Genomic DNA, 26,508 nt, shown 5'->3' on the forward strand with positions numbered 1-26,508 from the left:
CTCAGTCCGCTTCGGCTCAGTCAAGTCGAACGTCAGAGCGGAACTCGGGGCGACCGGACGCCGCCACGTCGAGGCGGAACAGCGCCCCGGCCGCGTCGTCTGCTCTGCCGTCCGGGTCGCCGCCGGCGGTCGTCACGTAGAGCGTATCGAAGTCGGACCCGCCGAACGCGACGCTCGTCACTTTCTCCGTCGGCACGTCGAACCGTTCGAGTTCGGTTCCGTCGCCGTCGTACTTGACCACGCAGCCCCCCTCCCAGCGGGCGGACCAGATGTTGCCCGCCGAATCGACCGTCATACCGTCCGGCAGTCCGGGCGTCTCCGGCGATTCGACGAACCGCTCGCGGTCCGAGACGGCTCCCGTCTCCTCGTCGTAGTCGTACCGATAGATGGTGTGCGCCTCGGTCTCCGTGAAGTAGAACCGCTCGCGGTCGCGGGTGAAGCCCATCCCGTTCGGGATTCCGACGCCGGTCTCGACCGTCGTCACCGTCCCGTCGGTGTCGAGGCGGAACAGCCGCCCGTCCCCGGACTCCGCGGGCATCGTCCCGCAGAACACCCGCCCCGCGGGGTCGGCGATAACGTCGTTGAACCGGGTCGGCGAGTCGACGATTTCCGTCGCCCCCGTGAGTTCGCCGTCGACGACGCGGCCGACGCGACCGCGGTCCATAAACGCCAACAGCGACCCGTCGCGCTGCATCGTCACGCCGGCGAGAACCGACGTTTCGACGGGACAGTCGTGCGCTCCCGTCTCGGGGTCGTAGCGGTGGAGCCGTCCGGCTTCGATGTCCACCCAGTACAGCCGCTTTTCGTCGGGGTGCCAGACCGGTCCCTCGCCGAGGCGGCACGACGTGTCGACCACTCGTGTGACAGTCATGGCCGTTCGTTCGCAACCGACCGCAAAATACGCTTCCCCCGAGTTCGCGGGGGTCGCCGCCACTCCCGTCGTCGCCTTCAGAAGTGCGAAATCTTGTCTCGCCGGTAGAGGTCGAGCGAGAGCACCGTGTTCGGCGACCGCTGGCGGACCGCGTAGGCGATGGCGTCGGCGACCTCTATCGCCTCCGTCACCTCGCCCTCGTCGAACGACTCCGCCTGCGTCTCGCCGCTCTCGGAGCCGAACTCGGTCCTGACCTCGGTCGGGTTGACGCAGGTCACGCCGACGTTCTCCTCGCCGATGGACCCCTGCAGGCTCGACGCGAACCCGCGGACCCACCACTTCGTCGCGGCGTACACCGGGTTGTGGGGTCGCGGGTGGTTCCCGGACATGCTCCCGAGGAAGACGATATTGCCCTCCGACTCCACGAGGTGTGGAATCGCCTCTCTCGCCGTGAAGAACATCCCGTCGACGTTGACGCCGGTCATCAGCCGGTACTCCTCGTCGGTGAGTTCCGCGACGGGCTTGTCGACGCCGAGGCCGGCGTTGCAGACGACGATGTCGAGCGAGTCGAACCGCTCGACGGTCGCGTCGACGAGCGCCCGGACCGCGTCGGGGTCGGTCACGTCGGTCGGCACGACGCTCACGGCGGCGTCCGTCGCCCCGCGAATCTCGTCCGCGAGCGATTCCAGTCGCTCGACTCTGCGGGCGGCGAGACACACGTCCGCGCCGTCTTCGGCGAGCACGCGCGCCGTCGCCGCGCCGATTCCCGAACTCGCTCCCGTGACGAGCGCCGTCCGCCCGTCGAGCGGGTCTTCCAAAGCGGTTGGTCGGTCGACCATACTCCGTGATTGTGACCCTGTCGCATACGTGTTTTCCCCGTGGCAATCCGGCGACGGGCGCTTGGAACACGTTTATTAGACTTCCGTCGATTGTCATCGTATGGCACGTATTGCGGTTACCGGAGCGGCTGGCAACGTCGGAAGAGTCACGGTCGAGACGCTGGACTCGGACCACGACGTGACGCCCATCACGCACCGAGAACGCGAGGGACTCGATAGCGTCATTCTCGACGTGCGCGACGAAGACGCGCTGACCGAGGCGTTCGAGGGCCACGACATCGTCGTTCACCTCGCGGCCAACCCGAACCCCGACGCGGCGTGGGACAGCGTCTACGAGGTCAATATCGGCGGCACGTACAACGTCTACGAGGCGGCGCTGGCGGCCGACGTCGACCGACTCGTCTTCGCCAGCACCAACCACGTCCACCAGATGTACAACATCGCCGACCCGACCCGACCGGAGACCCTGGCCGCCGACGCCGAGGCGGTCGGCGTGTCGGACCCGGCGCGTCCCGACTCGTACTACGGCGTGAGCAAGGTGTTCGGCGAGGCGCTGGGCAACTACTACGCGGACCGACACGGACTGGAAGTGCTCAACCTCCGCATCGGGTGGCTCCTGACGGCCGAGGAGGTCCGCGAGAAGATGGACGAGGAAGAAGACGTCGCGCGCTACGTCCGCGCGATGTGGCTCAGCCCCGACGACTGCGCACAGGGGATGCGCCGGGCCGTCGAGGCTCCCCTCCCGGACTCGCCGCTCGCGGTCAACCTCGTCTCCGCGAACGACGACCGGTACCTCTCGCTCACGGAGACGATGCGCGCCATCGGCTACCGCCCGCGGGACAACTCGGCGACTGTCGTGGAGTGAGCGCGGATCGAAGCGAACTGTGAGTGAGGTGTCGACCCGCCGCGAGGCGCGCCGCGGCTGACGACGCCCGTCCCCGCTCGCCGGTTGGTTCACCCGTCGAACGCGGTTCCGAACTATTATTCGAAAGGATGAGATGAGAAATATTTTCGAGACGAGCTTATTCAACCCCTCCGTTTTTATATCATCAACAGTCATTCACAACCTATATATGAGGGAAGATAACATGGGTACAACATGGCTGAGCATGGCTGTAGCGATGAAAGTGTGAACCGCCGAAAGTACCTGAAGGCCCTGTCCGTGGGTGCCGCCGCCGGCCTCGCTGGATGTACCGGGGGTGGCGGCTCCGAGACCGAGGCCACCGAGAGCGGGAGCGGTTCCGACGGCTCCGGCGGAGACACCGAGACCGGCGGGGACAGCTCGGGCAGCACGTGGGACTCGGAACTCGAAGTCCTCCACGGCTGGGCCGGCGGCGACGGCGAGGCGGCGGTCACCGCGCTCATCGAGGCCTTCGAGGAAGAGCATCCCGAGATGGATACGAACTTCCAGGCGGTCGGCGCGAGCGCGAACGTGAACCTCAACGCGACGATTCTCCGACGGCTCGCGAACAACAACCCGATGAGTTCGTTCGCCAACTGGCCGGGGAAGAACCTCGAACGGTACTCGGGCGCACTGATGGACCTCGAAGCCGACGTGTGGGACGCCGAGGGGTTCAAAGACACCATGCAGTCCCGCGCGGTGGAACTGTGTAAGTTCAACGACAAGATGCCGGCGGTCCCAATCGGGTCTCACCGGATGAACAACCTGTTCTACAACACCGCCGTCTTCGAGGAGGCCGGCATCGACGCCTCGAGCCTCGACAGCGTCGACGCGCTCCTCGACGCGCTCGAAACCATCGACCAGAACACGGACGTGACGCCGATGGCGCAGGCGATGGTCGCGCCGTGGACGAACCTCCAGCTCTGGGCGCAGATTCTGACGAGCCAAAGCGGCGTCGAGGCGTACATGAACTTCATCGAGGGCAACCCCGACAGGGCGGCCGTCGTGGAGGCGCTCGAGGCGCTGAAGACCATCAACGAGAACTACATCACCGCCGACGCCTCGTCCATCAGCTTCACGACGGCGGGCCAGAAGGTCATCTCGGGGAAGGCGGCCACCATCCACCAGGGGAACTGGGTGTACGGCATGTTCCGCGCCGACGACAGCTTCAACTACAAAGAGCAGTGGGACTGGATACCGTTCCCGGGCACTGAAGGTATCTACTTCTACCACGTCGACTCCATCGTCGCGCCGAGCAACAACCCGAGCCGCGAGGAGACCGTCGCGTGGCAGAAGTTCGTCGGCTCGAAGAAGGCCCAGATCGCCTTCAACAACCCCAAGGGGTCGGTTCCGCTCCGCACCGACATCGACCCGAGCGAACTGACCGACTTCCTCGCGATGACGTACGAGGACCTCACCGATTCGGAGGCCTACCCGCCGACCATCGCCCACGGGCTCGCAGTCACGCCCAAGACGATGGGCGCGTGTAAGACCGCCTTCGGCGACAACTTCATGGGGCCGTTCAAGGTCGAAGCCACCGCCGACGCGCTCATCGAAGCGGTCTCCGAGTAGGGCTTCGGTCGAAACTACACCTTTATCACTCACAAATAAAATAATAGGTATATCCATGGCCACACACGACAACACGGAGCACGTCTCCGACGCGACCGACGAGGCGGTCGGGTGGGAGTCGAAGCTCCAGTATTTCCTCAACAGCGACTTCGTTCGCTCCGCGCCGTACTGGGGAATCCCGTTCGTCCTCATGAGCATCGCCGTCTACGGCGGCATCGGCTACAACTTCGCCATCTCGTTTACGGACTACGAGGGCCTCGGGACCCCCGATTACTCCGTTCTCGACCTGGAGATGTACGCCCAGGCGCTGTCGAGCGACGCGTTCATCGCCGCCGCACAGAACAACTTGGTCCTCCTGGTAGGCTTCACGACTATCTGTCTGGTACTCGGACTGTTCCTCGCAATCCTGTTGGACCACGGCATCCGCTTTTCGGAGAAGTTCCAGACGGTCTATCTCCTCCCGATGAGCCTCTCGTTCGTCGTCACCGCGCAACTGTGGCTATGGATGTTCAACGTCGAAAGCGGCATCCTCAACCTCGTCGTGACGACCCTCGGGTTCAATCCCGTGGACTGGCTGGGGAACCCATCAATCGCGCTCGGCGCGGTGATATTCGCCCTCATCTGGCAGTTCAGCGGGTACACGATGGTCGTCTACCTCGCGGGGCTCCAGTCGATTCCCGACGACCAGTTCGAGGCGGCCCGCGTCGACGGCGCGAGCATCACTCGGACCTACCTCCGCATCATCGTCCCGCAACTGAAGGAAGCGTCCGTCAGCGCGGCCGTCGTGCTGATGGTGTTCGCGCTGAAGGCCTTCACCTTCCTGTACGCTCTCGTCGGCCGCTACCGCCCGCCGAACGGGACGGACATCCTGGCGACGCTCATGGTGCGCCGCGCGTTCAAGTTCGGTGAGTGGGCCTACTCGGCCGCCATCGCGACCATGCTCCTCATCATGGCGCTCGGCGTCATCGGACCGTACCTCTACTACCAGTACAAACAGGGGAGTCTCTGACCATGTCACAGTCGTCATCCACAGGCAGTTTCGACGTCGCATCGCTCGTCGAGGACGTGAACCTCCGGCGCGTCGCCCAGTACGCGCTCGTCGTGTTCTTCCTCGGCTTCTTCCTCGTCCCGCTAGAGACGGGAATCATGACCGCCATCAAGACGAACGAGTCGGTCGCCCGTTCGCTCCCCTTCGCGCCGCCGGTCGGCGAGGGCTTCACCCTCGGTAACATCCAGTTCGCCCTCGAACAGCTCTCGGGGTCGTTCTTCAACTCGCTCATCATGTCGATTCCGGCGACTATCGGGAGCGTCCTGTTCGGGAGCATGGCCGCCTACGGCCTCACGATGGTCAACTGGCGGGCCCAGATGGGCGTGCTGATGCTCTTCGTCGTCGGCGTCTTCGTCCCCTACCAGGCCGTGTTGGTCCCGCTCGCGCGCTTCTGGAACAACATCTTCCCGCTCGCGCGGATGATAGAGCCGATGGTGGCGTCGATACCCTTCTTCCAGGGGTACCACGCGGAACTCGTCCCGCTCGTCATCACCCACATCGCCTACGGGATTCCCATCTGTACGATACTGTTCCGGTCGTACTACCAGAGCCTCCCGAACTCGCTCGTGGAGGCCGGTAAAATCGACGGCGCGAGCATCACGAAGATTTACCGGCGCATCATCCTGCCCATCTCGAAGCCGATGTTCGGCGTCGTGTTCATCTACCAGTTCACGCAGATTTACAACGAGTTCCTCTTCGCGTTCACGCTCGTCACCGGGTCCGACGCGCCCGCGGCACCGGTCACGCTGGTGCTGCCCGCAATCGGGGCGTCGACCTCCGGTATCGACTTCGGTATCAGGATGTCCGCGGCGTTCCTCGCCGCGGTTCCGACGCTCATCCTGTACGTCGCGTTCGCCGAGCAGTTCGCCAAGGGACTTCGCACGGAGGCCTAAGCTATGGGACAGATTCAACTCACCGACCTGACGAAGCGCTTCGGCGACACGGTCGCCGTCGACGACCTCTCGCTCGACATCGCCGACGAGGAGTTCCTCGTGCTCGTCGGCCCGTCGGGCTGTGGGAAGTCGACGACGCTCCGGATGCTCGCCGGCCTGGAGACCCCGACCAGCGGGGACATCTACATCGGCGGGGACCACATGAACTACCGCGTCCCGCAGAACCGCGACATCGCGATGGTGTTCCAGGACTACGCGCTGTACCCTCATATGACCGTCCGGCAGAACATCCGGTTCGGGCTGGAAGAAGAGGAGGGATACACGTCTGCGGAGCGCGACGAGCGCGTCGTCGAGGTCGCGGAGACGCTCGGCATCGCCGACCTGCTCGACCGCAAGCCCGACGAACTCTCGGGCGGTCAGCAACAGCGGGTCGCGCTCGGGCGCGCCATCGTGCGCGACCCCGAGGTGTTCCTGATGGACGAGCCGCTGTCCAACCTGGACGCCAAGCTCCGCGCGGAGATGCGCACCGAACTCCAGAACCTGCAGGACCAACTCGCCGTCACGACCGTCTACGTCACCCACAACCAGACGGAGGCGATGACGATGGCCGACCGTATCGCCGTCATGGACGACGGCGAACTCCAGCAGGTCGCCTCTCCCTTCGAGTGCTACCACGAGCCGAACAACCTGTTCGTCGCGGAGTTCATCGGCGAGCCGATGATAAACCTCGTCCGCGGAACGCGCTCGGAGTCGACGTTCGTCGGTGAACACTTCTCGTACCCGCTCGACGAGGACGTGATGGAGTCCGTCGGCGACCGCGACGACCTCGTCTTGGGGGTGCGCCCCGAAGACATCGAAGTCGCCGACGCGGCCCCCGACGACGCCGCGCTCGGCGATCACGAACTCCGGATGGACGTGACCGTCGTGGAACCCCACGGCGACCAGAACGTCCTCCACCTCTCGCACCCGGACCAACCTTCCGACGACGACGCGCTACAGGCGGTCACGGAGGGAATGCACCTCGTCACGCGGGGCGACCGCGTCACGGTGAGGATTCCGCCGGACACGATTCACGTGTTCGACGCGGAGACCGGAACCGCGGTGCACAACCGCCGACACGACCAGGAAGCCGACCTCACAGAACTCGAACAGTAGCCATGGCACGATTGACACTCGACGACGTAACGAAGGTTTACACCGACGACGGCGGCGGCGACATCGTCGCCGTCGAAGAGATATCGCTCGACATCGACGACGGGGAGTTCCTCGTGCTCGTCGGTCCCTCGGGGTGCGGGAAATCGACGACGCTCCGGATGATGGCGGGACTCGAAACCGTCACGGAGGGCGAACTCCGACTCGAAGACCGCGTCCTCAACGACGTGTCCGCGCAGGACCGGGACATCGCGATGGTGTTCCAGTCGTACGCCCTGTACCCGCACAAGAGCGTCCGCGGCAACATGTCGTTCGGCCTCGAAGAATCGACCGACCTCCCGGACGACGAGATACGAAAGCGGGTCGAGGAGACGACCGATATGCTCGGTATCTCCGACCTGCTCGACCGCAAGCCGAGACAGCTTTCGGGCGGCCAGCAACAGCGGGTCGCGCTCGGGCGCGCCATCGTGCGCGACCCCGAGGTGTTCCTGATGGACGAGCCGCTGTCCAACCTGGACGCCAAGCTCCGCGCGGAGATGCGAACCGAACTCCAGCGCCTCCAAGAGGAACTCGGCGTCACCACCATCTACGTCACCCACGACCAGACGGAAGCGATGACGATGGGCGACCGCGTCGCCGTCCTCGACGACGGCGAACTCCAGCAGGTCGGGACGCCGCTGGACTGCTACCACCGGCCGAACAACCTCTTCGTCGCGGGCTTCATCGGCGAGCCGTCGATGAACTTCTTCGACGGGTCGCTTTCGGGTGACACCTTCCGCGGCGACGGCTTCGACTACCCGCTTTCGGACGCGACCAGAGACCAGCTCGGCGACGCGAGCGCCCTCACGCTCGGCATCCGACCCGAGGATATCGAGGTCGGCGAGCGGCGCTCCGGCGACCGAACCTTCGACGCCGAGGTGGTCGTCGTCGAGCCGCAGGGTAACGAGAACACCGTCCACCTGCGGTTCGCCGAGGGCCGCGAGGGGGCTCGGTTCACCGCGACCACCACCGGGCGGTCGAGGGTCGAATCGGGCGACCGGACGACCGTCTCGTTCCCCGAGGACGCGATTCACCTGTTCGACGGGGAGACCGGCAACGCGCTGAAGAACCGAGAGCTTCCGTCGAACCGCGCCATCGGCGCGTTCATCTCCGACTGACGACTCGGCCGACACCCCCTGTCGCCGTTCGTTCTTTCACCCCTGCGAGCCGTCCGGGCGTCCCACTTCCTCGGACTGACCATCCACCCCACTTCCTCGGACTGACCATCCACACCTTCTCTCGCCTTCTGTTCGCAAGCGCTGCTCCGGTAGTCGTCAGTACTCGCCTCCCGGCAGCGCGGTAGCTACGTCCGCGAGTCGCGCCGCTCCGGTGTCGAACGACTGCGAGTAAAAGGCGGCCACGGCGGACGCGCCGCGAGCGGTGAGACGCTCACTTCTCTCGGCTGCGGTGTCGCGTCCAGTCGGTGTGTTATGTCAGGCTGATGCGGCCGCTGTGGGACAGTTTCCTCGGGTTTACTCCTCGTCGAAGAGGGTCTCTCCTTCGACCATGTGTTCTCCGACGGCGTCGAGGTCGAGCGTCAGCCCGAGACCGGGCTTCTCGGGAATCTCCATGCGACCGTTCTGAATCAGGTCGTCCTCCTCGACGAGGTCCTCCCACCAGCCGAGCTGATAGGAGTGGTACTCGAGGGCAAGCGAGTTGGGGATGGCCGCGGCGACCTGCGCGGAGGCCATCGTCCCGATGGGCGACGAGACGTTGTGCATCGCCACGGGGATGTAGTACATGTCCGCGAGGTCGGCAATCTTCCGCGTCTCGCGCATGCCGCCGACGCGGGGCAGGTCGGGCGCGATGATGTCTACCGCCTGCGGTTCGAGCAGCGTCCGCTGGCCGAACTTCCGGTAGACGTTCTCGCCGACCGCGATGGGCGTCGTCGTGGACTGGGTCACGAGCTTCTGCACGTCGTGGTTCTCCGGCGGCACGGGGTCTTCGAGCCACCACACGTCGTAGTCTTCCAGCTCGGACGCGAGGCGCTTGGCGCTCCCGCCGGTAAAGGACCAGTGGCAGTCGAACGCGACGTCGGCGCGGTCGCCGACGGCCTCGGTGACGGCCTCGACGATTTCGACCTTGTGGTCGATTTCGGGGTTGCGGAGGTGGCGGTTCGCGCGGTCCTTCTCGTGGCCCGAGGGCACGTCGAGGTCGAACTTGATGGCGTCGTAGCCGAGCTCCTCGACCACGCGGACGCCCTCCTCGGCGCAGGCCTGCGGGTTGGCCTCGTCTTCGGTGTGGAGGTCGCAGTAGACGCGCACCTCGTCGCGGTACTTCCCGCCGACGAGCTGGTAGGCGGGCACGTCGAGGAGCTTCCCGGCGACGTCGTGAAGCGCGATTTCGATGCCCGAGATGGCGGAGATGACCTTGCCCGAGACCGAGCCCTCGCCGGACATCTTCTGGACGAGGTGCTCGTAGAGACGGTCGATGTCGAGGGGGTTCTCGCCGACGAGGAACGGTTTCATCCGCTCGATGATGGCGGTGTCGCCGCCGCCCCAGTAGGCCTCGCCGGTGCCGACGACGCCCGCGTCGGTGTAGACGCGGACGAGAATCCACGGGTAGTTCCCGTCGACCATCGTCGTCTGTACGTCCGTGATTTCGGCGTCGCGGACGCCGCCTCGCGGATTCGTGATATCCATCGTCTCCGCGGACAGGTCGCGCATCGTGTACTCCGCGTTCGGGTCGCTAAGCTTCGCTTGCTCAACCATTGCGCACGTATATCTCGAAAGCCACTACAAAAGTGTGTGGGTTGGTAGTTCGTCGCTCAGTTCGCGTGTACTCCCCGAGCAGTAACCGTCGCTGTCGCCCGAGCACCGGCGGTCGTTGACGGCTTACAAATGGTGACAATTTCGCAAGAATTGTATGTCGGAAGAGAGAACACACGACCGATGACGGAACCCAGTAAAAACTACGTCAACGGTGAGTGGGTCGCTTCGGAGACCGGCGAGACGGCCGAGGTGACGAACCCCGCGAACCCGAGCGAGGTAGTCGCGACGTACCAGCACTCGAACGAGAACGACGCTGCGGCGGCCGTCGACGCCGCCGTGGCGGCCGAAGACGAGTGGCGAAACACGCCCGGCCCCGAGCGCGGGCGCATCCTCCGCGAGGCGGGCACGCTCCTCGCCCAGCGGAAGGACGAACTGACGGAGATTCTCATCGCCGAGGAGGGGAAGGCGCGGCCCGAAGCGGCGGGCGAGGTACAGCGCGCAATCGACATCTTCCACTACTTCTCGACGAAGGCCGCCGACCTCGGCGGCGCGAGGAAGGGTGCGAGCGGACCGAACACGAACCTCTACACGCGACAGGAGCCCGTCGGCGTCGCGGCGCTCATCACGCCGTGGAACTACCCCATCGCCATCCCCGCGTGGAAGCTCGCCCCGGCGCTCGCCGCCGGCAACACCGTCGTCCTGAAACCCGCCTCCATCGCGCCCGGCGTCGTCGTCGAAATCGCCCGCGCGCTCGACGAGGCCGGGCTCCCGGACGGCGTCCTCAACGTCGTCACCGGCCCCGGTAGCTCGGTCGGCAGCGAGTTCATCGGCAACGAGGGCACGGACCTCGTCTCGTTCACCGGCAGCAGTCAGGTCGGCGAGATGGTCTACGAACAGGCCACAGACGCCGGCAAGCGCGTTCAGACCGAACTCGGCGGGAAGAACCCGACGCTCGTCGCCGACTCGGCCGACCCCGCCGAGGCCGCCGACATCGTCGCTAACGGCGGGTTCGGCACCACCGGCCAGTCCTGTACGGCGTGTTCCCGCGCCATCGTCCACGAGGACGTGTACGACGACTTCGTCGCCGAACTCGTCGACCGCGCGGAGTCCCTCGACGTCGGCCCCGGAACCGACCACGAGATGGGCCCGCAGGTCAGCGAGTCCGAGCTCTCCTCGACGCTGGAATACATCGACATCGCCGAGGGCGAGGGCGCGACCCTCGTCGCCGGCGGCGGCGTCCCCGAGGGCGAGGAAGTCGAGACGGGCCACTTCGTCGAGCCGACGGTGTTCACCGACGTCGACCCCGACATGCGCATCGCACAGGAGGAGGTCTTCGGTCCGGTCGTCGCCGTCATCGAAGTGAGTGACTTCGACGAGGGACTTGCGGTCGCGAACGACGTCGACTACGGCCTGTCGGCCAGCGTCGTCACCGACGACCACACCGAGGCGAACCGCTTCGTCGACGAGGCCGAAGCCGGCGTCGTGAAGGTCAACGACAAGACGACCGGCCTCGAACTCCACGTCCCCTTCGGCGGGTTCAAGCGCTCCTCGTCCGAGACGTGGCGCGAGCAGGGCGACGCCGGTCTCGACTTCTACACCATCGAGAAGACGGTCTACGACAACTACTGAGCGGCTCCCGACGGTCGTCGACAGCGACCGTCTGCAATCGTCTCGTTCTTTTCTCTCGTCTCCTCTCGTTCCCTCTGCTGTCGTTTTCTCACCCGTCATTCGCACCCTCACCCGGCCGAGACTGTTGGCTCAGCCCGCTCCAAACACGATTCTCTATAACAGAACGGAACTCTACGGGTGACTGCAGTATGGGTTACACGACTAGCTGTGTAATTTTCACTCGTAATCACACGCCGAGAGCTGTGTTAACACGGCTCTACATCGAGAATTCGAGGGGCTCGCGGTCTGTTCCGAGATAGCGAACAGGGTGCGTCAGTAGTTGATGTTGAGCTCGACGACGTTCGCCGCGCTCAGGACGCGTTCGGGGAGCGACCCGTGGAGGTCTTCGTCGCTGACCCGACTGGCGGGTGCCGAGACGCTGATGGCACCGAGCACCTCACCGGAGGACGATTTGATGGGTGCCGCGAGGCAGCGCAGCCCTTCGAGGCGCTCGCCGTCGTCGATGGCGTAGCCCCGCTCTCGGACCGCTTCGAGCACCTGAAACAGCTCTTGTCGCGTGCCGATGCTCTTCGGGGTCTTCTGTTCGAGACCGTGTCGCTCGATTATCTCGTCCACCCGCGACTCCGGGAGGTTCGCGAGAATCGCCTTCCCGAGGGCGGTCGTGTGCAGGTTCGTTCGGAGGCCCGCGTAGGTGTCGAGGTCGACGGCGTCGTCGCCTTTCGCCCGCATCAGGTAGACGCCCATCCCCTGTTCTTCGACGAGGAGGTTGGCGAGTTCACCCGTGTCGGCGGCGAGCGACTTGACCTCGGGTTCGGCGACCTGATACACCTCCATCGACTTCCGACTGTGACCGCCGACTTCGAGGAACTTCAGACCGACGCGGTAGTCGTCGCCGTCCTTGAGAACGTACCCGTGTTTCTGGAGGGTCGTCAGGTGGTTGTGGACCGCGCTCTTTCCCATGTCGAGGTCGCTCGCTAACTCCGTGACCCCACAGGGTCCTTTCTCCATCAACTCCTCGACGAGCGCCAGTGTCTTCTCGGTGGTTCGCACCGGATGTTTGGCGTCCATAGCTACTCGTTGTCAAGTATCTGAATAAGTGTTCTGGTCCGGAGAACGGTGACGCCGAGTCGCAGAAAGGCGTCCCGTTCGACTCGGAAAACCGCTTTCGATGGTTGATGCTGAGCGTAACGCGAGAATCGGCGGTGGGCGTTCATGAGTTGGACTTGTCACGGCGTCCACCGCCGCCTCGCGCGTACTGGTATGACTGACACGTCACACGGTCGGACCGCTCGCGCCGACCACGCGTAACCTCGTGCCGGAGCGTGATAGTTTTTGGCATGGGTGTAGAGCTTGCCCGGCGGTCGTCTCCTCGGCGCGACCGGTTTGCCGTCGCGACCGCTGGTTCCTCACCGACGCTCACCCCGAGTATCGACCGAATTTATTTATGGATATTTACACAGTTCCTATAAAATAGTCAACGTATCTCGATGATTCGATTCCGTTTGACTCATATCTGAATAGTCGTTTTTGTCGCTGAGAATGGGCTCTTACAGGATGTCTGGGCCACACGTGAGTCTGCGAATAATCTCGTCTACCCCTGATGCGTAAACGTGTCAAATATCTCGGCCTAAAATATATTCAATCTGTGATTTCGTCGATGAGTCCTCGGCCGCCCCGCGGGCGTCAGTCGTCGCCGGCCACGGCCCCCCTCACACCGCTTCGAGCGAGTGAGCGCCGCCGGGCGGCCCGGTAGAACCACAGCGACGCGACGCCGCCGCCGACGACGTTCGAGGCGGCGAACGCGACCCAGATGCCGCCGGGACCGAGGGCGCTCGCCCCCAACAACGCGGCCGGAATTCGCACGACGCCGAGCGCGAGGATAACGATGAGCGACGCCGCTGTCGTCCGCCCCGCCCCGCGCAGTCCGCCGGTGAACACGCGCATCAGCCCGACGAATCCGAACGAGGGGGCAATCGTTCGGAGGAATGAGACGCCGGCGTCGACGACGGTCGCGTCGGCCGCGAACAGACCGACGAGCGGACGGGCGGCCACCCAGACGACGACGCCGCAGGCGCTCATGGCGCCGAACAGGAACGCCGCGGCGAAGCGGTTAGTCGCCGTCGCGCGGTCAGTCGCTCCCGCGCCGAGGTTCTGTCCCGTCATCGTCTCGACCGCGCTCGCGAACGCGACCGTCGGGAGGACGACGACCGAGAATACGCGCGTCCCGACCCCGTAGCCCGCGACCACGCCGGTCGAAAACAGCCCGACGACGGCCAAGAGGAGATTGATTGAGACCGCTCGTCCGGTCTCTTCGAGGGCGGTCGGCAGGCCGAGTCGGAACAGCCGCCTCGCGGCCGCGGCGCTCGGGACGAACTGCCCCGGTCGGAGCCGAAGCCCGCGTCGTCCGTCGAGGAGGATACCGACGCCGACGACGGCCGCCAGCCCGCGACAGCACACCGTCGCTATCGCCGCCCCGCGGATGCCGAGTTCCGGCGCGCCCCACCAGCCGAAGATGAGAATCGGGTCGAGGACGACGTTGAGCGCGACCGACCCCGCCATGACGAGCATGGGCGTGACGGTGTCGCCGCGGCCCCGCATGAGCGAGATGAACGCGTAGAACGCGAACACGAACACCATCCCCAGCGAGACGATGCGCATGTAGGCGGTCGCCAGCGGGAGGACTGCGGGTGACGCGCCCATGAACGCGAGCACGTCGTCGACCGCGACGTAGGCGACAGCGCCGACGCCGACGGCCGCGATGGCCGTGTACGTGAGCGTCTGCGCCGCCGCCCGCTCCGCGTCGAGCGATTCGCCCGCGCCGGTGTGTTGGGCGACGAGAACGCTCCCGGCGATAGAGAGCCCCAGCCCCAGCGAGAGGAACAGGAACACCAGCGGGAACGCGAACGAGATGGCCGCCAGCGCCTCGGTACCGTAGCGCCCCAGCCAGAGCGTGTCCGCGACGTTGTACGCCGTCTGGAGCAGGTTCGTGACGACGATGGGGAACGCGAGGTAGCAAAGCGGCCTCGCGATGCCTCCCTCGGTCAACTCGAGTTCGGACGGGCCGACGAACAGGCCGTCGAGGCGCGCTCGGAGCTTCGTCACGCGACCCATCAGTCGTATCGGTCGCGCCAGTAGCGCGCGAGTTCCGCGCAGGTCGTCACCCACGTGTCGCCGGTCGAGAGCATCCGCTGGAGCAGGGATTCGAGCGCGTCGACGCGGCTCGCTCGGCCCACAATCTGCGGGTGCATCGTCAAGACGAACAGCCGGCCGCGCTCGCGAATGCCGTCGAACTCGGCTTCCCACGTGTCGAAGACGGGACCGTGCGGCGAGATACCCGACTGAAACTCGAACGTCGGACTCATGTTGAACCCCCAGTAGACGAAGTCGTCCAACAGGTAGTCGTTGGGAATCTCCACGAGGTCGCGGTCCTCGCGGAGGTACGGCATGTCCGTGTCCTGCCACGAGGCGTCGTACAGCATCCCGGCGTCCTCGACGAGGTCGAGCGTCTGGTCGCGCATCCCGCCGACAGTCCGGTAGCCGACCGGTGGCTCGCCGGTGAGGTCTTCGAACACCTCGATGGTCCGTCGGAACTCGGTCGCCTCGCGCTCGGCGGACATCTCGCGGGGCGAGACGTGCGTGTAGCCGTGGTGGGCGATTTCGTGGCCGTGTTCGTGGAGGAGCTTCACCGCCTCGGGCCACTCCGCCGCGACCTTGCCGGGGACGAAGAACGTGCAGTTCACGTCGTACTTCTCGAACAGTTCGACGAGCCGCGGCACGCCGACTTCCGGCCCGTAGTCGCCGCGGTAGTCCAACCGGGCGAACTCCGGGTCGAGCGCGGCGGCCGCGCGCCACAGTTCGTTGGCGTCGAGGTCGAACGTGAACGTCGCCGCGGCGCGGTACTCGCCCCACGGGTCCGGCTTGTAGTTCGAATCGACGCGCGCGAACAGTTCGTCGCTCATCGGTCGCCTCTCGCGTCGCTCTCCGATCGCCGGTCTCCGTCCTCGCCTCCCGCCCGTGCCGCCGGTTCGAGGTCGAAAAGCGCGTTCGAGACGGTTCCGTGGGCCGTCACCGCCGGCGGCGCGTGGTCGTCGTCGTAGCCGTACTCCACGAGCCGATTCCGGTTCAGACAGAGCTTGTCGTACTCCGGTTTGAACAGGTCGAACAGCTCGAAGCGGTCTTCCAGTTCCGGGAACCGCTCGTGGTACCGCTCGATGCTCGCGCGGACCTGTCGCCACAGGCGCGTCTCGTCGTAGCCCTCGCGGCGCTCCAGCAGGTCGGCCACGTAGCGCAGGACGCAGACGAACAGCGTGCCGACGATGTGCTGACACATCCCGTCCGGCGACTTCCGGTGGACGATGTCGTCGTGTTCGTACAGGCCGTCGGGGAGTCTGTCGAGTTCCGGTAGTCGCGTCTCACTGACCGCGATCTCGTCCACGTAGTCCTTCACCGCCAGCCGGGTCGGCCGGCCGTCCCCGAAGGACGAGCATCGTGTTCGTCCCGTGGGGCATGAACACCATCCCGTAGCGGTAGAGGTAGTGCAACAGCGGCGGCAGCAGCACGTCGAAGCAGTCGGCCAGCCACTCGTCGATGGAACAGCCGGCCCGCTCGGCGAGCTTGGAGACGACGGGCGTGCCGTCGGCGTCCTCGTGCATGAGCGCCGAGAGCGTGAGCACCTGCTCGTCGTCGTCGACGAGGGCCTCGACGCTCTCGCGCCACACCGCCCCGAGCAGTTCGTGGTACTGGTACGGCGCGTCGTCCAGTTGCGAGAACTCGGGGTGGTCGTAGTTGAGACTCGCAATCTCGCCCGGTAGCACCAACTCGCAGTCGTCGCGGAGGAACGGGTCGTCGTCGCGAATCGACTGCACGTACTCCGTGACCCGGGGCGCGGCGCGCGCCTGCTCGCCGGGCAGTCCCCGATAGACGATGGTGTTCAGCACGCGAATCGGGACCTTGACGTGCGGCTTTTCTGGGTCCGAGAGGTTCGTGAGCGTCCGCACCGACTGCTGCGGGAGGTAACTGTCGGGACCGGTCCCCAGCGGGACGATGTCGCCGGCTGCGACGTCCTTGGCGAACAGCTGTGCGACGGTGTTTTTCCACTGCCACTCGTGGACCGGGAGGTAGTAGTAGTCGTCGGGGTCGTGACCGCCGGCCCGGAGCGTCGCGTCGAACTCCGCCGCGGCCTCGCCGAGTTGCTGGGCTATCAGCGACTCGTACCGCAGTCCCTCGACGCTCCGGAAGTCGGCGCGGTCGCGGCGCGCGGCGACCCAGACGAGGGACTGCGGCGTCTTGCGCTCGGGGGCGTACGCCCGGTAGTCGTCGTAGCCGAAGCCGATGCGGCCCTTGTTGATGGTGAACCACGGGTGGCCCTCCATCTCGCCTTCGACCGCGGCGTACGGCATGTCCAGCAGGCTCTCGTCCGTCTCGGCCTTGCGGGCGTCGATGTGGGCGTCGGCGACCAGCGTGTTGTTGTACTCCCGGACGAGGTGACTCGCCGTCTCGGGGGCCACGCCGAGCGACTCCCGCGAGTCGAGGAGGAACTGGACGGGGTCGGTCGCGGGCCGCCAGCCCTCCCCGTCTCCGCTTTCGGTCGGGTTCTCGTCGGCGTCTCCGCTCTCCGTCTCGCCGCCGGCGTCTCCGTCCCGCCGCTCGATGCTGTCGGGGTCGACCCGGTAACTGTCGAACGGCCGCGATTGGGCCGCGAACCGGTATGCCGCGCCGTCGTAGTCCAGCCGGTACCGGGTCCACTCGCCGTCGGTGCCGCGTGCTTCGGGGTCGAGCAACTCCTCGTACAGGAACTCCTCGAACAGCTTCGTGAGCAGGTCGCGGCTCACGTCCGCCCACCGGTCCGCGTCGAGCGCGGTCCGGAGCGTCTCCAGTCCGTCTATCTGTCCTGTGCGTCCCGTCCGTCCGTTCGTCCGTAGTTCCGGTCCGTTCATTCGTCTTCCTCCGCCGTCGATGCCGCCGCAGTCGCGCCGCCGGTCGTTTCGAGGAACCGCTCGACGGCGAAGTCCTGAAACACGGTGTCCTCGTCTTCGGGGTAGACCGTCCGGTCGCAGAGTCGGTTCACGATGTGCGCGTTGCGATAACAGCCGAGGCCGAGGTCGGGCGCGCCGACGCCGTGGGTGTGGCGTTCCGCGTTCTGGACGAAGGTGCGCCCCGTCACGTCGTCGTCGAGGCGCAGTCGGTAGTCGTCGGTGACGCGGTAGCGACCCTCGTCGTCCCACTCGATGCGCGATTCGAGCGACGAGAGGAAACTCGGCGTCGGCCGGTGGTAGCCAGTCCCGAGGACGACGACCTCGCTCTCGTGGGCGAACGGCGTCTCGGACTGCCACTGCTCGCAGTCGAGGCGGTAGCGCGGTCCGTCGGAACCGGACACCCGCTCGATGCCCTCCACCGAGGTCATGGCGAACAGCCCCACGTCGGGGTCGCGGTCGCCGATGGAGCGACGGTAGAGCGCGTCGTATATCTCGGCGCTGGTGTTCACGTCGATGCCCTTGTACAGCAGGTCCTGTTCGGGGTACACCTCGTCGCGGGTCTCCTGCGGGAGGTCGTTGAAGTACGACGTGTACTCCGGCGTGAAGTGCTGGAGTCCGAGCTTCGAGTACTCCATCGGGAAGAACCCCTCCGAGCGCGTGAGCCAGTCGAGTCGGTAGTCCGCGTCGGCCTGCGCCTCCAAGAGGTCCAAGAACACCTCCGCGGCGCTCTGGCCCGACCCGACGACAGTTATCGAGTCGGCGTCGAGACACCGCTCTTTTCGGCTCCGGTACGCCGCGGTGTGGAACACGTCGCGCTCGGGCTGTCCCCCCAGATTCTCGGGGACGTGCGGCCGGCTTCCGACACCGAACACCACGTCCTCAGCCCGGTAGCGGTGCTCTTCACCGCTTTCGGGGTGGCGGGCGGTCACCTCGAAGTAGCCGTCTTCGACCCACTCGACGTCCGTCACGCGGCGTTCGAACCGGCAGGCGTCGAGTCGCCGGCTGACCCAGCGCAGGTAGTCGTCGTACTCCCGCCGGGGAATCTGGAACGTCTCGTAGAAGTAGAACTCGTAGATGCGGCCCGTCTCCCGCAGGTAGTTGAGGTAGCTGTGGGGGTTCGTCGGGTCGGCCAGCGTCACGAGGTCCGCGAGGAATGGCACTTCGAGGGTCGTCCCCTCGATGAGCATCCCCTCGTGCCACGCGAACTCGGCGTCCTGTTCGAGGAATACCGCGTCCACGTCGTCGGGCGCGCCGTCGAGCATGGCGGCCAGCCCGAGGTTGAACGGCCCGAGGCCGACGCCGACCACGTCGTGGACGGGTGTCTCGCTCATCGCCCCACCTCCGACTCCGCGTCGGCCGCGGTGTCGGCGTCGGAACCGCCGTTCACGTCCACGTCCACGTCCGCGGGTTCCGCAACCGCGTCGAAGAACCGCTCGCGCTCGCAGTGCATCAACAGCGCCTCCTTGTCGGGGAGGTCGATGCGCCCCCTGGGCTCGTAGCCGCACCGCTCGAAGACGCGGATGGCGATTTCGTTGCGAACGTCCGGTTCGCTGACGACGCGACCCGCGTCGGTCGCGCGGAACTGAAACGCGGTAATCGCCCGCAGGAGGGGAACTGCGTAGCCGTGTCCGAGGTACTCCGGCGGCCCGATGAGCAGGTGGACGCCGCGGTCTTCGGGCTCCGCGTCGTAGCGCTCGCCGACCGCGTCGTCGGCCGCGCGGTACGTCTCCCAGTAGCTCATCGGCGTGTGGTCCAACAGGCCGACGTAGGGCGTGAGGTGGTCGTCGCCGAGCTTCGAATCGAGCTTCGCCCGAAACGCCGCCTCCGGCAGGTCGAGTTGCCAGTACGGCTTGACGTGGTCGGAGCCGAACCACGCGCGAAGCCGGTCGAAATCGAGGGTCGGGTCGACCTCGGCGAACGCGACGGTCCGGTCGATGCGCTCGTTTCGAGCCCGATACGCGTACTCGCGCCCTCCGTTCGTTCGCGTCGCCGCGGCCGCAGCACCCGCGTTCGACCCGGTCATGGCGTCGGCACCTCCAGTTCCGTGACCAGCGGGTTGTCGATGTCGGCGTACACCGACTGATTCGCCAGCGAGCCCTCCAGTTCGTCCATGTCGTGGAACCGCGTGAGCAGGTTCGCCTTGCAGGGAATCGTCTCCCTGGTGAGGAGGTCGTCGAGCAGCGACGACGACGGCCGGTCGTACCGGCGGAGCGATTCGAGTTCCTCGCGGAGGACCTCCAAGAGGCGCCGTTCGTCGACCAGTCCGGCCGTGCCGAAGGCGTTGACGAGGCCGAGGGCGTTGTTGATGATGACGTAGTAGCGGATGCGCTCGTCGGCGACGGCGTCCGGGCAGACGGTGTCGGCGCGCTCGCCGATGCCGGGCAGGAGCGCGTCCACCTCCTCGTACATAGATTCGGGGAGGTAGTAGCCCTGATTGTCGCGGTAGCGGAACGTCTCGGGATAGCCGCCGTCGAGCGTCAGGACGCTGTTCTGCTGGTGGGCTTCGACGCCCAGTCCGCGTTCGAGATAGAGCCACAACACCGGCCGAACCGACAGTTCGAGGTACTGGCGGAACCAGTCTTCAGCCACCGCACCGGTCGGTCTGCCCTCGTGCTCGGCGATTCCCTCGACGAGCGTCGCCAGCCGCGACGACCCGTCGCCGAGGTGGTCCTGACAGAGGCCGACCACGGGCGTCGCGTTCGCCGCCGCGTTGCCGCGGAAGGGGTTCTCGCGGAGGACGGTCTCGAAGCCGGACTCGCCGTCGCCGAGGTCGACCGTCAGGTACGCCGGGTCGCGGACGACGTCGAACGCCGGGAACCGCTCTTCGAGGTCGTCGCCGAGTTCGGTGTCCAGCAGTTCGGTGACGGCGACGCCGCGCTCCAGTTCTGGGAGTTTGTTCGTCCGCTCGGAGTTGGTGATTTTGACGTTCAGCGAGCCTTTGACCATGAACGGCGCGTCCGGCGAGTACAGCGTCCGAACCGAGGAGGTCGGATAGAACTCCCTGCCGACTTGGCCGACGTATTCGAGGCCGTCGCCGAGGTGCGCCTGCACTTCGGGTTGCGCGCGGAGGTAGTCGGCCTGCCACGGGTGGACGGGAACCAGCACCTCGTCGGCGTCGACGCATTCGGCGACGAACGACTCGGGGACCGACTCGTCCGCTCGGAGCGCCGACGCGACCCACTCGGCCGCCGAGTCGTCGCGCGCGGAGTCCTGCGAGACGAGCGAGGGGTCGGCGCTGAAGTACGCCAGCGGGAACGACCCGCGGAGTTCGGGCGCGTAGGTCCGCGACTCGTGGTCGGGGATGCCCTGTCTGCTCTTCGGCGTCGGGTGTAACGGGTGGCCGAAGACGAGCGACTGCTCGGCGTCGCGGAAGGTGGTGTCGAAGCCGTAGAGTCGCTCCTCGTCGCCTTCGCGGGCCTCGACGAACTGTTCGATATTCTGACAGCTCTTGACGACTCGCAGGAGGAGTTCGTCGGCCGCGCCGGTGTCGTCGCGGTCGAGTCTGAGTTCGGTCGTGACGAGCGTCACGAGCATCGTGTACTCGAGCGGGAGCGTTTCGCCCCGCGGAAGCCGGTAGACGCCGGGGAGGTCGAACAGGTGGCGGTCCGTCGGCGACCGGTACGAAAGCGGGACGTAGAGGTCGACGCCCTGGTGGAACAGCGGCGCGTGGACGACTTCGTCGGCGTCCGTCTCGACCGGTGCGTCCCCGGCGGGGACGACGGTGTAGTCCCCCGTCTCCCGGAGGTAGCAGTTCAGGAAGCTGTGCATCGTCGCTGACTCGGCCGTGTCGTTCGGATTCATGCGTGTCGGTCGTCGGTCGTCGTTTCGAGTGCGGTGCCGCGGGTCGAAACCTCGCGCAGGAGCGCTCGGAGGTCCTCGCGCGTCGTTCGGGGGTTCAGGAGCGTCAGCTTCAGGCACGTCTCGCCGTCGACGGTGGTCCGGGCCACCACGGCCTCGCCGTCGTCAAGGAGGGAGTCGCGGATAGCTTCGTTCACCTCGTCGGCGCCGCGTCTGTCGGGGTCACCGTCCCGTCCGTCGCCGGGGACGTACCGGAAGACGACGACGTTCAGCTCGGAGTCGTGGACGAGGCGGAGGTCGGGGTCGGCCTCGACGAGCCTCGCGGCGTCGTCGGCGAGGTCGATGGTGTACTCGACCATCGACGCCAGCCCCTCGCGGCCGAGCGCCTGCATCGTGACGAAGGGTTTGAGCGCGTCGAACCGCCGGGTCGTCTGGACGGACTTCGAGACGAGATTCGGCACGCCGGCGTCGTCGTCGCGCTCCGGGTTCAGGTAGGCCGCGTTGCGGTCGATGAGGTCGTACGCCGACTCGTCGCGCACGAGGACCGCGCCGCAGCTAATCGGCTGGTAGAACAGCTTGTGGAAGTCGACCGCGAGGGAGTCGGCGGCCTCGACGCCCGCGAGTTTGTCGGCGTGGTCGTCGCTCAGCGCGAGCGCGCCGCCCCACGCGGCGTCGACGTGGTACCAGCAGTCGAGTTCGGCCGCGCGGTCGGCCAGCGGCCCCAGCGGGTCGATGCTGCCGAAGTCCGTCGTCCCGGCGGTCGCGACGATTGCGAACGGGCGCTTTCCGCGCTCGCGGAGGTCCGCGACCGCCTCGTCGAACGCCTCCATCGACAGGCGGCGGTCGTCGTCGGTCGGGACGGTGACGACGGCGTTCTCGCCGAGGCCGAGGTGCGAGGTGGCCTGCGTGGCGGTGAAGTGGGCGTCGGCCGAACAGAGGATTCGGAGGTCCCGCGCCTCCGGCGGCAGCCCCTCGCGCTGGACGTCGACGCCGAACTCCTCCAGTACGACCCTGTTGCGCGCGAGGAGCAGGCCGACGAAGTTCGACTGCGTGCCGCCGCTTGTGAACACGCCGTCGCCGTTTTCGTAGCCGAACAGCTCGCACAGCTCGTCGACGAACCGTCGTTCGAGCTGCGTCGCGGCGGGGCTCTGGTCCCACGAGTCCATCGACTGGTTCGTCGCGGTCAGGAGCACCTCGGCCGCGAGCGCCGGAATCGTCGGCGGACACTGGAGGTGCGCGACGCAGGCCGGGTCCGAGACACCGACCGAGTTTCGCAGAATCGGCTCGGTGCGGTCGAGCGCCGCGGCCACGCCGTCGCCCTCGTGGGGCAACATCTCGAACCGGGCGAGCGCGTCGTCGAGCTCCTCGGGCGTCGCCCCCGAGTACGGCGTCGCCTCGTCGGCGAACTCGTCGAGGACGAGGTCGCACGCCCGGCCAATCGCGTCTCGGTAGCGCGCTCGGTCGTCGTCGCCGCCGCTCAGGAACCACTTCGCGGCGTCCGGCCGCGGGTCGCGCCGCTCGCCGACGCCGTCGACGCCGCCGACGTCGTTCATGCGGCGACCTCCCGGCGGCCGTCGGCGTCGACCGCCTCGATTGCGGCCTCGACGGCGTCCGCGAAGATGCTCCCGATGGCGTCCACGTCGTTCGGGGTGACGACGAGCGGCGGGAGGAACCGGACGACGCTCCCGTGGCGGCCGCCGAGTTCGACGATGAGTCCGCGGTCGAAACACGCCGCGCGGACGGCGTCGGCGAGGTCCGGATGCGCCGGGAAGCGCCCGCAGGCGTCGGGCGCTCCCGCGGGGTCGACGAGTTCCACGCCGAGCATCAGTCCGCGACCGCGCACGTCGCCGACGGCGTCGTGGGCGCGCTTCGTCGCGTCGAGGTGGCCGCGGAGTCGGTCGCCCATGCGCGCGGCGTGGTCGTCGAGGTCGTGTTCGAGCACGTGTTCGATGGTGGCGATGCCGGCGGCCATCGCGAGTTGGTTCCCCCGGAAGGTCCCGGCGTGCGCGCCCGGTTCCCAGACGTCGAGCGACTCGTCGTAGACGACGACCGAAAGCGGGAGCGACCCGCCGATTGCCTTCGAGAGCGTGACCGCGTCGGGGACGATGTCGGCGTGCTCGAAGGCGTACAGCTCGCCGGTCCGACCGAGGCCGGTCTGAATCTCGTCCACGACGAGCGGGATGTCGCGCTCGCGGGTCACCCGCCGCATCTCTCGGGTCCAGTCGTCGGGCGCGGGAATCGCGCCGCCCTCGCCCTGCACGAGTTCGACCACCATCCCCGCGGGCTCGGTGATGCCGCTTTCGGGGTCGTCGAGGGTGCGTTCGACGTACCGGGCGGCGAGTTCGTGACACTCCTCGCCGCCGACGCCGAACGGACACCGATACTCGTACGGATACGGCAGGTGGTGTACGTCGGGCATCAGTCCCGGCACGTCCTCCTTCGGGTCCGTGTCGCCCATCAGGCTCAGCGCGCCGTTGGTCATGCCGTGGTAGCCGCCCTGAAACCCGAGGACGCTCCGGTTGCCCGTCGCGGTCTTGACGAGCTTGAGCGCGGCCTCGACGGCGTCGGTCCCGGCGGGGCTACAGAACTGCACCCGCGCGTTGTCGGCGAACTCGTCGGGGAGGCTGTCGAACAGCGTGTCGACGAACCGCTCCTTGACGGGCGTCGTGATGTCGAGGGTGTGGAGCGGGCGGTCCTCCGCGAGGACGCGCTCCATCGACTCGACCACCCTCGGGTGGTTGTGCCCGAGGGCGAGCGTGCCGGCCCCCGCGAGGCAGTCGTAGTACTCCTCGCCGTCCATGTCGGTGACGGTGACGCCCGAGGCCTCCCGTATCGCGTGCGGGAGGTGCCGGGGGTAGGTCCGCGCGCTCGACTCGCGGGCGGCCTGCTGTTCGAGTAACGCCTCGTTGCCGGCCGTCGGGTTGGTCATCGCCCTTTCCTCCGTCGGTTCGTCGTCGGTCTGTCGCTGTCGAGCATACAGTTTTAGGCTAGCCTAAAAATACAAAAAGTTTACTGCAGAGACATTCTGAATGAATAATATCGGGATAGCGCGGCCGCTACTCGGTCGCCGCGGAGCGTCCGCGACGACCCGCCGCCCGCCGCGTTCGACGGTTTTCTCTGTCCGCACGCGGCTCCCGGCCGGGCGAATCGAGTCGAATCTCGCTCCGTGTCGGCCGCTCGCGTCGCCGCCGCGTTAGCTCACCGCTCCCCGTCGAACGCCGTCACCAGCGGGTTGTCGACCTCGACGAAAAGCGGCGCGTCGTCGAGCGAGTCGTCCAGTTCGTCGATGTCGTGGAACCGCGTCAGGAGGTTCGACTGGCGGGTCAGCGTCGGCTCGGCGAGCAACCGGTCGAGGAGCGACGACCCCGGCGCGTCGACCCCGCGGAGCGATTCGAGTTCCTCGCGGAGCGCCGCGAGCAGTCGCCGCTCGTCGACCAGCCCGCTCCGCCCGAGCGCGCTGACGACGCCGAGCGCGTTGTTGAGAACCGTCCAGTATATCATGCGCTGGTCCGCGATGTCGTCGTCGCAGACGGTGTCTGTGCGCTCGCCGACGCCGGGGAGGAAGTCGTCGAGTCGGTCGTACCGCGACTCGGGGAAGTAGTAGCCCTGATTGTCGCGGTAGCGGAACGCGCTCGGATAGCCGTCTTCCAACAGGACGACGCTGTTCTGCTGGTGGGCCTCGACGCCGAAGCCGTACCGGAGGTAGAGCCACAGCACCGGCCGGAGCCCGACCGAGAGGTACCGACGAAACCACGACTCGGCGACCGCGCCCGATGGGCGGCCCTCGCGTTCCGCGAGCGTCCCGACGATGGTCCCGAGCCGGGAGCGATGCTCGCCGATGGGATTCTGACAGAGCGCGACCACGGGCGTCGCGTTCGTCGCCGCGTCGCCGCGGAAGGGGTTCTCGCGGAGGACGGTCTCGAAGCCGGACTCGCCGTCGCCGAGGTCGACGGTGACGTAGGCCGGGTCGTCGACGAGACCGAACTCGGGGAACTCGGCGTCGATAACGTCGCGGAGGCCGGCGTCGAGCAGCTCGCTGACGGCGACGCCGCGGACCAGTTCGTGCCGCTTGTTGACCCGCGCGGAGTTGGTGATTTTGACGTTCAGCGAGCCTTTGACCATGAACGGCGCGTCCGGCGAGTACAGCGTCCGAACCGAGGTGGTCGGGTAGAACTCTCTGCCAACCTCGCCGAGCGACTCGATGCCGTCGCCGAGGCGCGCTCGAACCGCCGGCTGTGCGAGGAGGTAGTCGGCCTGCCACGGGTGGACCGGGACGAGTCCGTCGTCGGTGTCGCCGTCGAGGTGTTCGGCGGCGAACGAGTCGGGCACCGCCTCGTCCGCTCGGAGCGCGTCGGCTATCCACGCCGGGGCGCTCCGGTCGAGCGTCGAGTCGTGGTCGAGGAGGTCGGACGCGACCCGGAAGTAGTGGAGCCGGAACGACCCGCGTAGCTCCGGCGCGAACCGCGGTTCGTCGTGCGGCGCGATGCCCTGCCTGCTCTTGGGCGTCGGGTGTCGGTGGTGGCCGAAGACGAGCGACTGCTCGGCGTCGCGGAAGGTGGTGTCGAAGCCGTAGAGTCGCGCTTCGTCGCCGCGGCGGGCCTCGACCGCCCGGGCGGTGTTCCGACAGCTCTCGACGACCCGGAGGAGCAGTTCGTCCACCGCACCCGGCGCGTCGCGGGCGAGCGACAGCTCTTCGAGGAGCAATCGCGCAAGCCGGAGGTAGTCGAGGTCGATGACCCGGCCGTCCGGGAGGACGGAGACGCCGGGCCCGCCGAACAGGTGTCGGCCCCCGTCGGAATAGTACGAAAGCGGCACGAAAACCTCGATTTTCTGCTCCGGAAGCGGGAGTCGAACTCCACGTTTACAGTCGGCCTCGAGCGGCGCTTCGGCCGCGTCGACGACCTCGTGACCGCCGATTTCGTGGAGGTAGCAGTTGAGGAAACTGTGCAATGTCGCTGACGCGGCGCGGTCGTCCGGGGCCGCGTCGGCCGCCGGTGTCCGCCCGATATCTCGGCTGGTCGCCATGTGTTTTAGGCTGACCTAAAAACATATAAGAATTCTGGCGGAACGCGCCGCTCGA

At 66.8% G+C, this 26,508-nt stretch carries 19 protein-coding genes and 1 pseudogene; 7 read left to right on the forward strand and 13 right to left on the reverse strand.

Going from position 1 to position 26,508, the window contains the following annotated elements; all coding sequences use genetic code 11:
- Window positions 1-16 precede the first annotated feature (16 nt).
- Both xacC and ABY42_RS15550 read right to left on the reverse strand, forming a co-directional pair.
- Window positions 17-871 (reverse strand): pentonolactonase XacC, encoded by an 855-nt coding sequence (gene xacC, locus ABY42_RS15545; protein WP_050460029.1) that lies wholly within the window; start codon window positions 869-871, stop codon window positions 17-19.
- Between the two features lie 77 nt (window positions 872-948).
- Entirely contained in the window at window positions 949-1,710 is a 762-nt protein-coding gene (locus ABY42_RS15550) for an SDR family oxidoreductase (RefSeq protein WP_197092945.1), read from the reverse strand.
- 100 nt (window positions 1,711-1,810) lie between these two features.
- Here ABY42_RS15550 and ABY42_RS15555 point away from each other — a divergent pair, with 100 nt between their 5' ends.
- From ABY42_RS15555 to xacK, 6 genes are all read left to right on the forward strand, one after another.
- Window positions 1,811-2,575 carry an NAD-dependent epimerase/dehydratase family protein gene (locus tag ABY42_RS15555; RefSeq protein ID WP_004972189.1) on the forward strand — a complete coding sequence of 255 codons (765 nt, stop codon included), beginning with the start codon at window positions 1,811-1,813 and terminating at the stop codon, window positions 2,573-2,575.
- Window positions 2,576-2,872: 297 nt separating this feature from the next.
- Window positions 2,873-4,183, forward strand: coding sequence for an ABC transporter substrate-binding protein (locus ABY42_RS15560; protein ID WP_197092946.1), 1,311 nt, complete (start codon window positions 2,873-2,875; stop codon window positions 4,181-4,183).
- 55 nt (window positions 4,184-4,238) lie between these two features.
- A complete protein-coding gene (gene xacH / locus ABY42_RS15565) occupies window positions 4,239-5,192 on the forward strand; it encodes a xylose/arabinose ABC transporter permease XacH (protein ID WP_004972184.1) in 954 nt (317 codons plus the stop codon).
- A gap of 2 nt (window positions 5,193-5,194) precedes the next feature.
- On the forward strand, window positions 5,195-6,124 hold the full coding sequence (gene xacI / locus ABY42_RS15570; protein ID WP_004972182.1) for a xylose/arabinose ABC transporter permease XacI: 930 nt from the start codon (window positions 5,195-5,197) through the stop codon (window positions 6,122-6,124).
- Window positions 6,125-6,127: 3 nt separating this feature from the next.
- Entirely contained in the window at window positions 6,128-7,279 is a 1,152-nt protein-coding gene (xacJ, locus tag ABY42_RS15575; protein WP_050460031.1) for a xylose/arabinose ABC transporter ATP-binding protein XacJ, read from the forward strand.
- A 2-nt stretch (window positions 7,280-7,281) separates the two neighbouring features.
- Window positions 7,282-8,433 (forward strand): xylose/arabinose ABC transporter ATP-binding protein XacK, encoded by a 1,152-nt coding sequence (gene xacK / locus ABY42_RS15580; RefSeq protein ID WP_050460033.1) that lies wholly within the window; start codon window positions 7,282-7,284, stop codon window positions 8,431-8,433.
- A 354-nt stretch (window positions 8,434-8,787) separates the two neighbouring features.
- On the opposite strand, the gene ABY42_RS15585 is transcribed toward xacK, so the two are convergent.
- On the reverse strand, window positions 8,788-10,026 hold the full coding sequence (locus ABY42_RS15585) for a xylonate dehydratase (RefSeq protein WP_004972176.1): 1,239 nt from the start codon (window positions 10,024-10,026) through the stop codon (window positions 8,788-8,790).
- Between the two features lie 180 nt (window positions 10,027-10,206).
- Here ABY42_RS15585 and xacF point away from each other — a divergent pair, with 180 nt between their 5' ends.
- Window positions 10,207-11,655 (forward strand): 2,5-dioxovalerate dehydrogenase, encoded by a 1,449-nt coding sequence (gene xacF, locus ABY42_RS15590; protein ID WP_050460034.1) that lies wholly within the window; start codon window positions 10,207-10,209, stop codon window positions 11,653-11,655.
- Window positions 11,656-11,967: 312 nt separating this feature from the next.
- On the opposite strand, the gene xacR is transcribed toward xacF, so the two are convergent.
- The 10 genes and pseudogenes from xacR to ABY42_RS15640 form a co-directional block, all read right to left on the reverse strand.
- The gene (gene xacR / locus ABY42_RS15595) at window positions 11,968-12,723 is read right to left on the reverse strand and encodes an HTH-type transcriptional regulator XacR (RefSeq protein ID WP_004972172.1); all 756 of its coding nucleotides are present in this window, start codon (window positions 12,721-12,723) and stop codon (window positions 11,968-11,970) included.
- Window positions 12,724-13,338: 615 nt separating this feature from the next.
- On the reverse strand, window positions 13,339-14,766 hold the full coding sequence (locus ABY42_RS15600) for an MATE family efflux transporter (RefSeq protein WP_050460036.1): 1,428 nt from the start codon (window positions 14,764-14,766) through the stop codon (window positions 13,339-13,341).
- Window positions 14,766-15,614 carry a polysaccharide deacetylase family protein gene (locus ABY42_RS15605; RefSeq protein ID WP_050460038.1) on the reverse strand — a complete coding sequence of 283 codons (849 nt, stop codon included), beginning with the start codon at window positions 15,612-15,614 and terminating at the stop codon, window positions 14,766-14,768. The genes ABY42_RS15600 and ABY42_RS15605 overlap by 1 nt, the downstream gene beginning before the upstream one ends.
- A pseudogene (locus ABY42_RS15610) lies at window positions 15,611-17,591 on the reverse strand (IucA/IucC family protein). The gene ABY42_RS15605 and the pseudogene ABY42_RS15610 overlap by 4 nt, the downstream one beginning before the upstream one ends.
- Window positions 17,588-18,961: a lysine N(6)-hydroxylase/L-ornithine N(5)-oxygenase family protein gene (locus ABY42_RS15615; protein WP_050460039.1), complete on the reverse strand. Its 1,374-nt coding sequence runs from the start codon at window positions 18,959-18,961 to the stop codon at window positions 17,588-17,590. The pseudogene ABY42_RS15610 and the gene ABY42_RS15615 overlap by 4 nt, the downstream one beginning before the upstream one ends.
- Complete coding sequence (locus tag ABY42_RS15620) at window positions 18,958-19,653, reverse strand: GNAT family N-acetyltransferase (RefSeq protein ID WP_050460041.1); 696 nt, start codon at window positions 19,651-19,653, stop codon at window positions 18,958-18,960. Before ABY42_RS15620 ends, ABY42_RS15615 begins: the two co-directional genes overlap by 4 nt.
- Complete coding sequence (locus tag ABY42_RS15625; protein WP_050460042.1) at window positions 19,650-21,431, reverse strand: IucA/IucC family protein; 1,782 nt, start codon at window positions 21,429-21,431, stop codon at window positions 19,650-19,652. Before ABY42_RS15625 ends, ABY42_RS15620 begins: the two co-directional genes overlap by 4 nt.
- Window positions 21,428-22,981 (reverse strand): pyridoxal phosphate-dependent decarboxylase family protein, encoded by a 1,554-nt coding sequence (locus tag ABY42_RS15630; RefSeq protein ID WP_050460043.1) that lies wholly within the window; start codon window positions 22,979-22,981, stop codon window positions 21,428-21,430. The genes ABY42_RS15625 and ABY42_RS15630 overlap by 4 nt, the downstream gene beginning before the upstream one ends.
- Complete coding sequence (locus tag ABY42_RS15635; protein ID WP_050460045.1) at window positions 22,978-24,357, reverse strand: diaminobutyrate--2-oxoglutarate transaminase; 1,380 nt, start codon at window positions 24,355-24,357, stop codon at window positions 22,978-22,980. Before ABY42_RS15635 ends, ABY42_RS15630 begins: the two co-directional genes overlap by 4 nt.
- 269 nt (window positions 24,358-24,626) lie before the next feature.
- On the reverse strand, window positions 24,627-26,453 hold the full coding sequence (locus ABY42_RS15640; RefSeq protein ID WP_050460047.1) for an IucA/IucC family protein: 1,827 nt from the start codon (window positions 26,451-26,453) through the stop codon (window positions 24,627-24,629).
- Window positions 26,454-26,508 lie beyond the last annotated feature (55 nt).

Origin of the sequence: Haloferax gibbonsii (assembly GCF_001190965.1) — an archaeon.
Taxonomy (GTDB): Archaea; Halobacteriota; Halobacteria; order Halobacteriales; family Haloferacaceae; genus Haloferax; species Haloferax gibbonsii.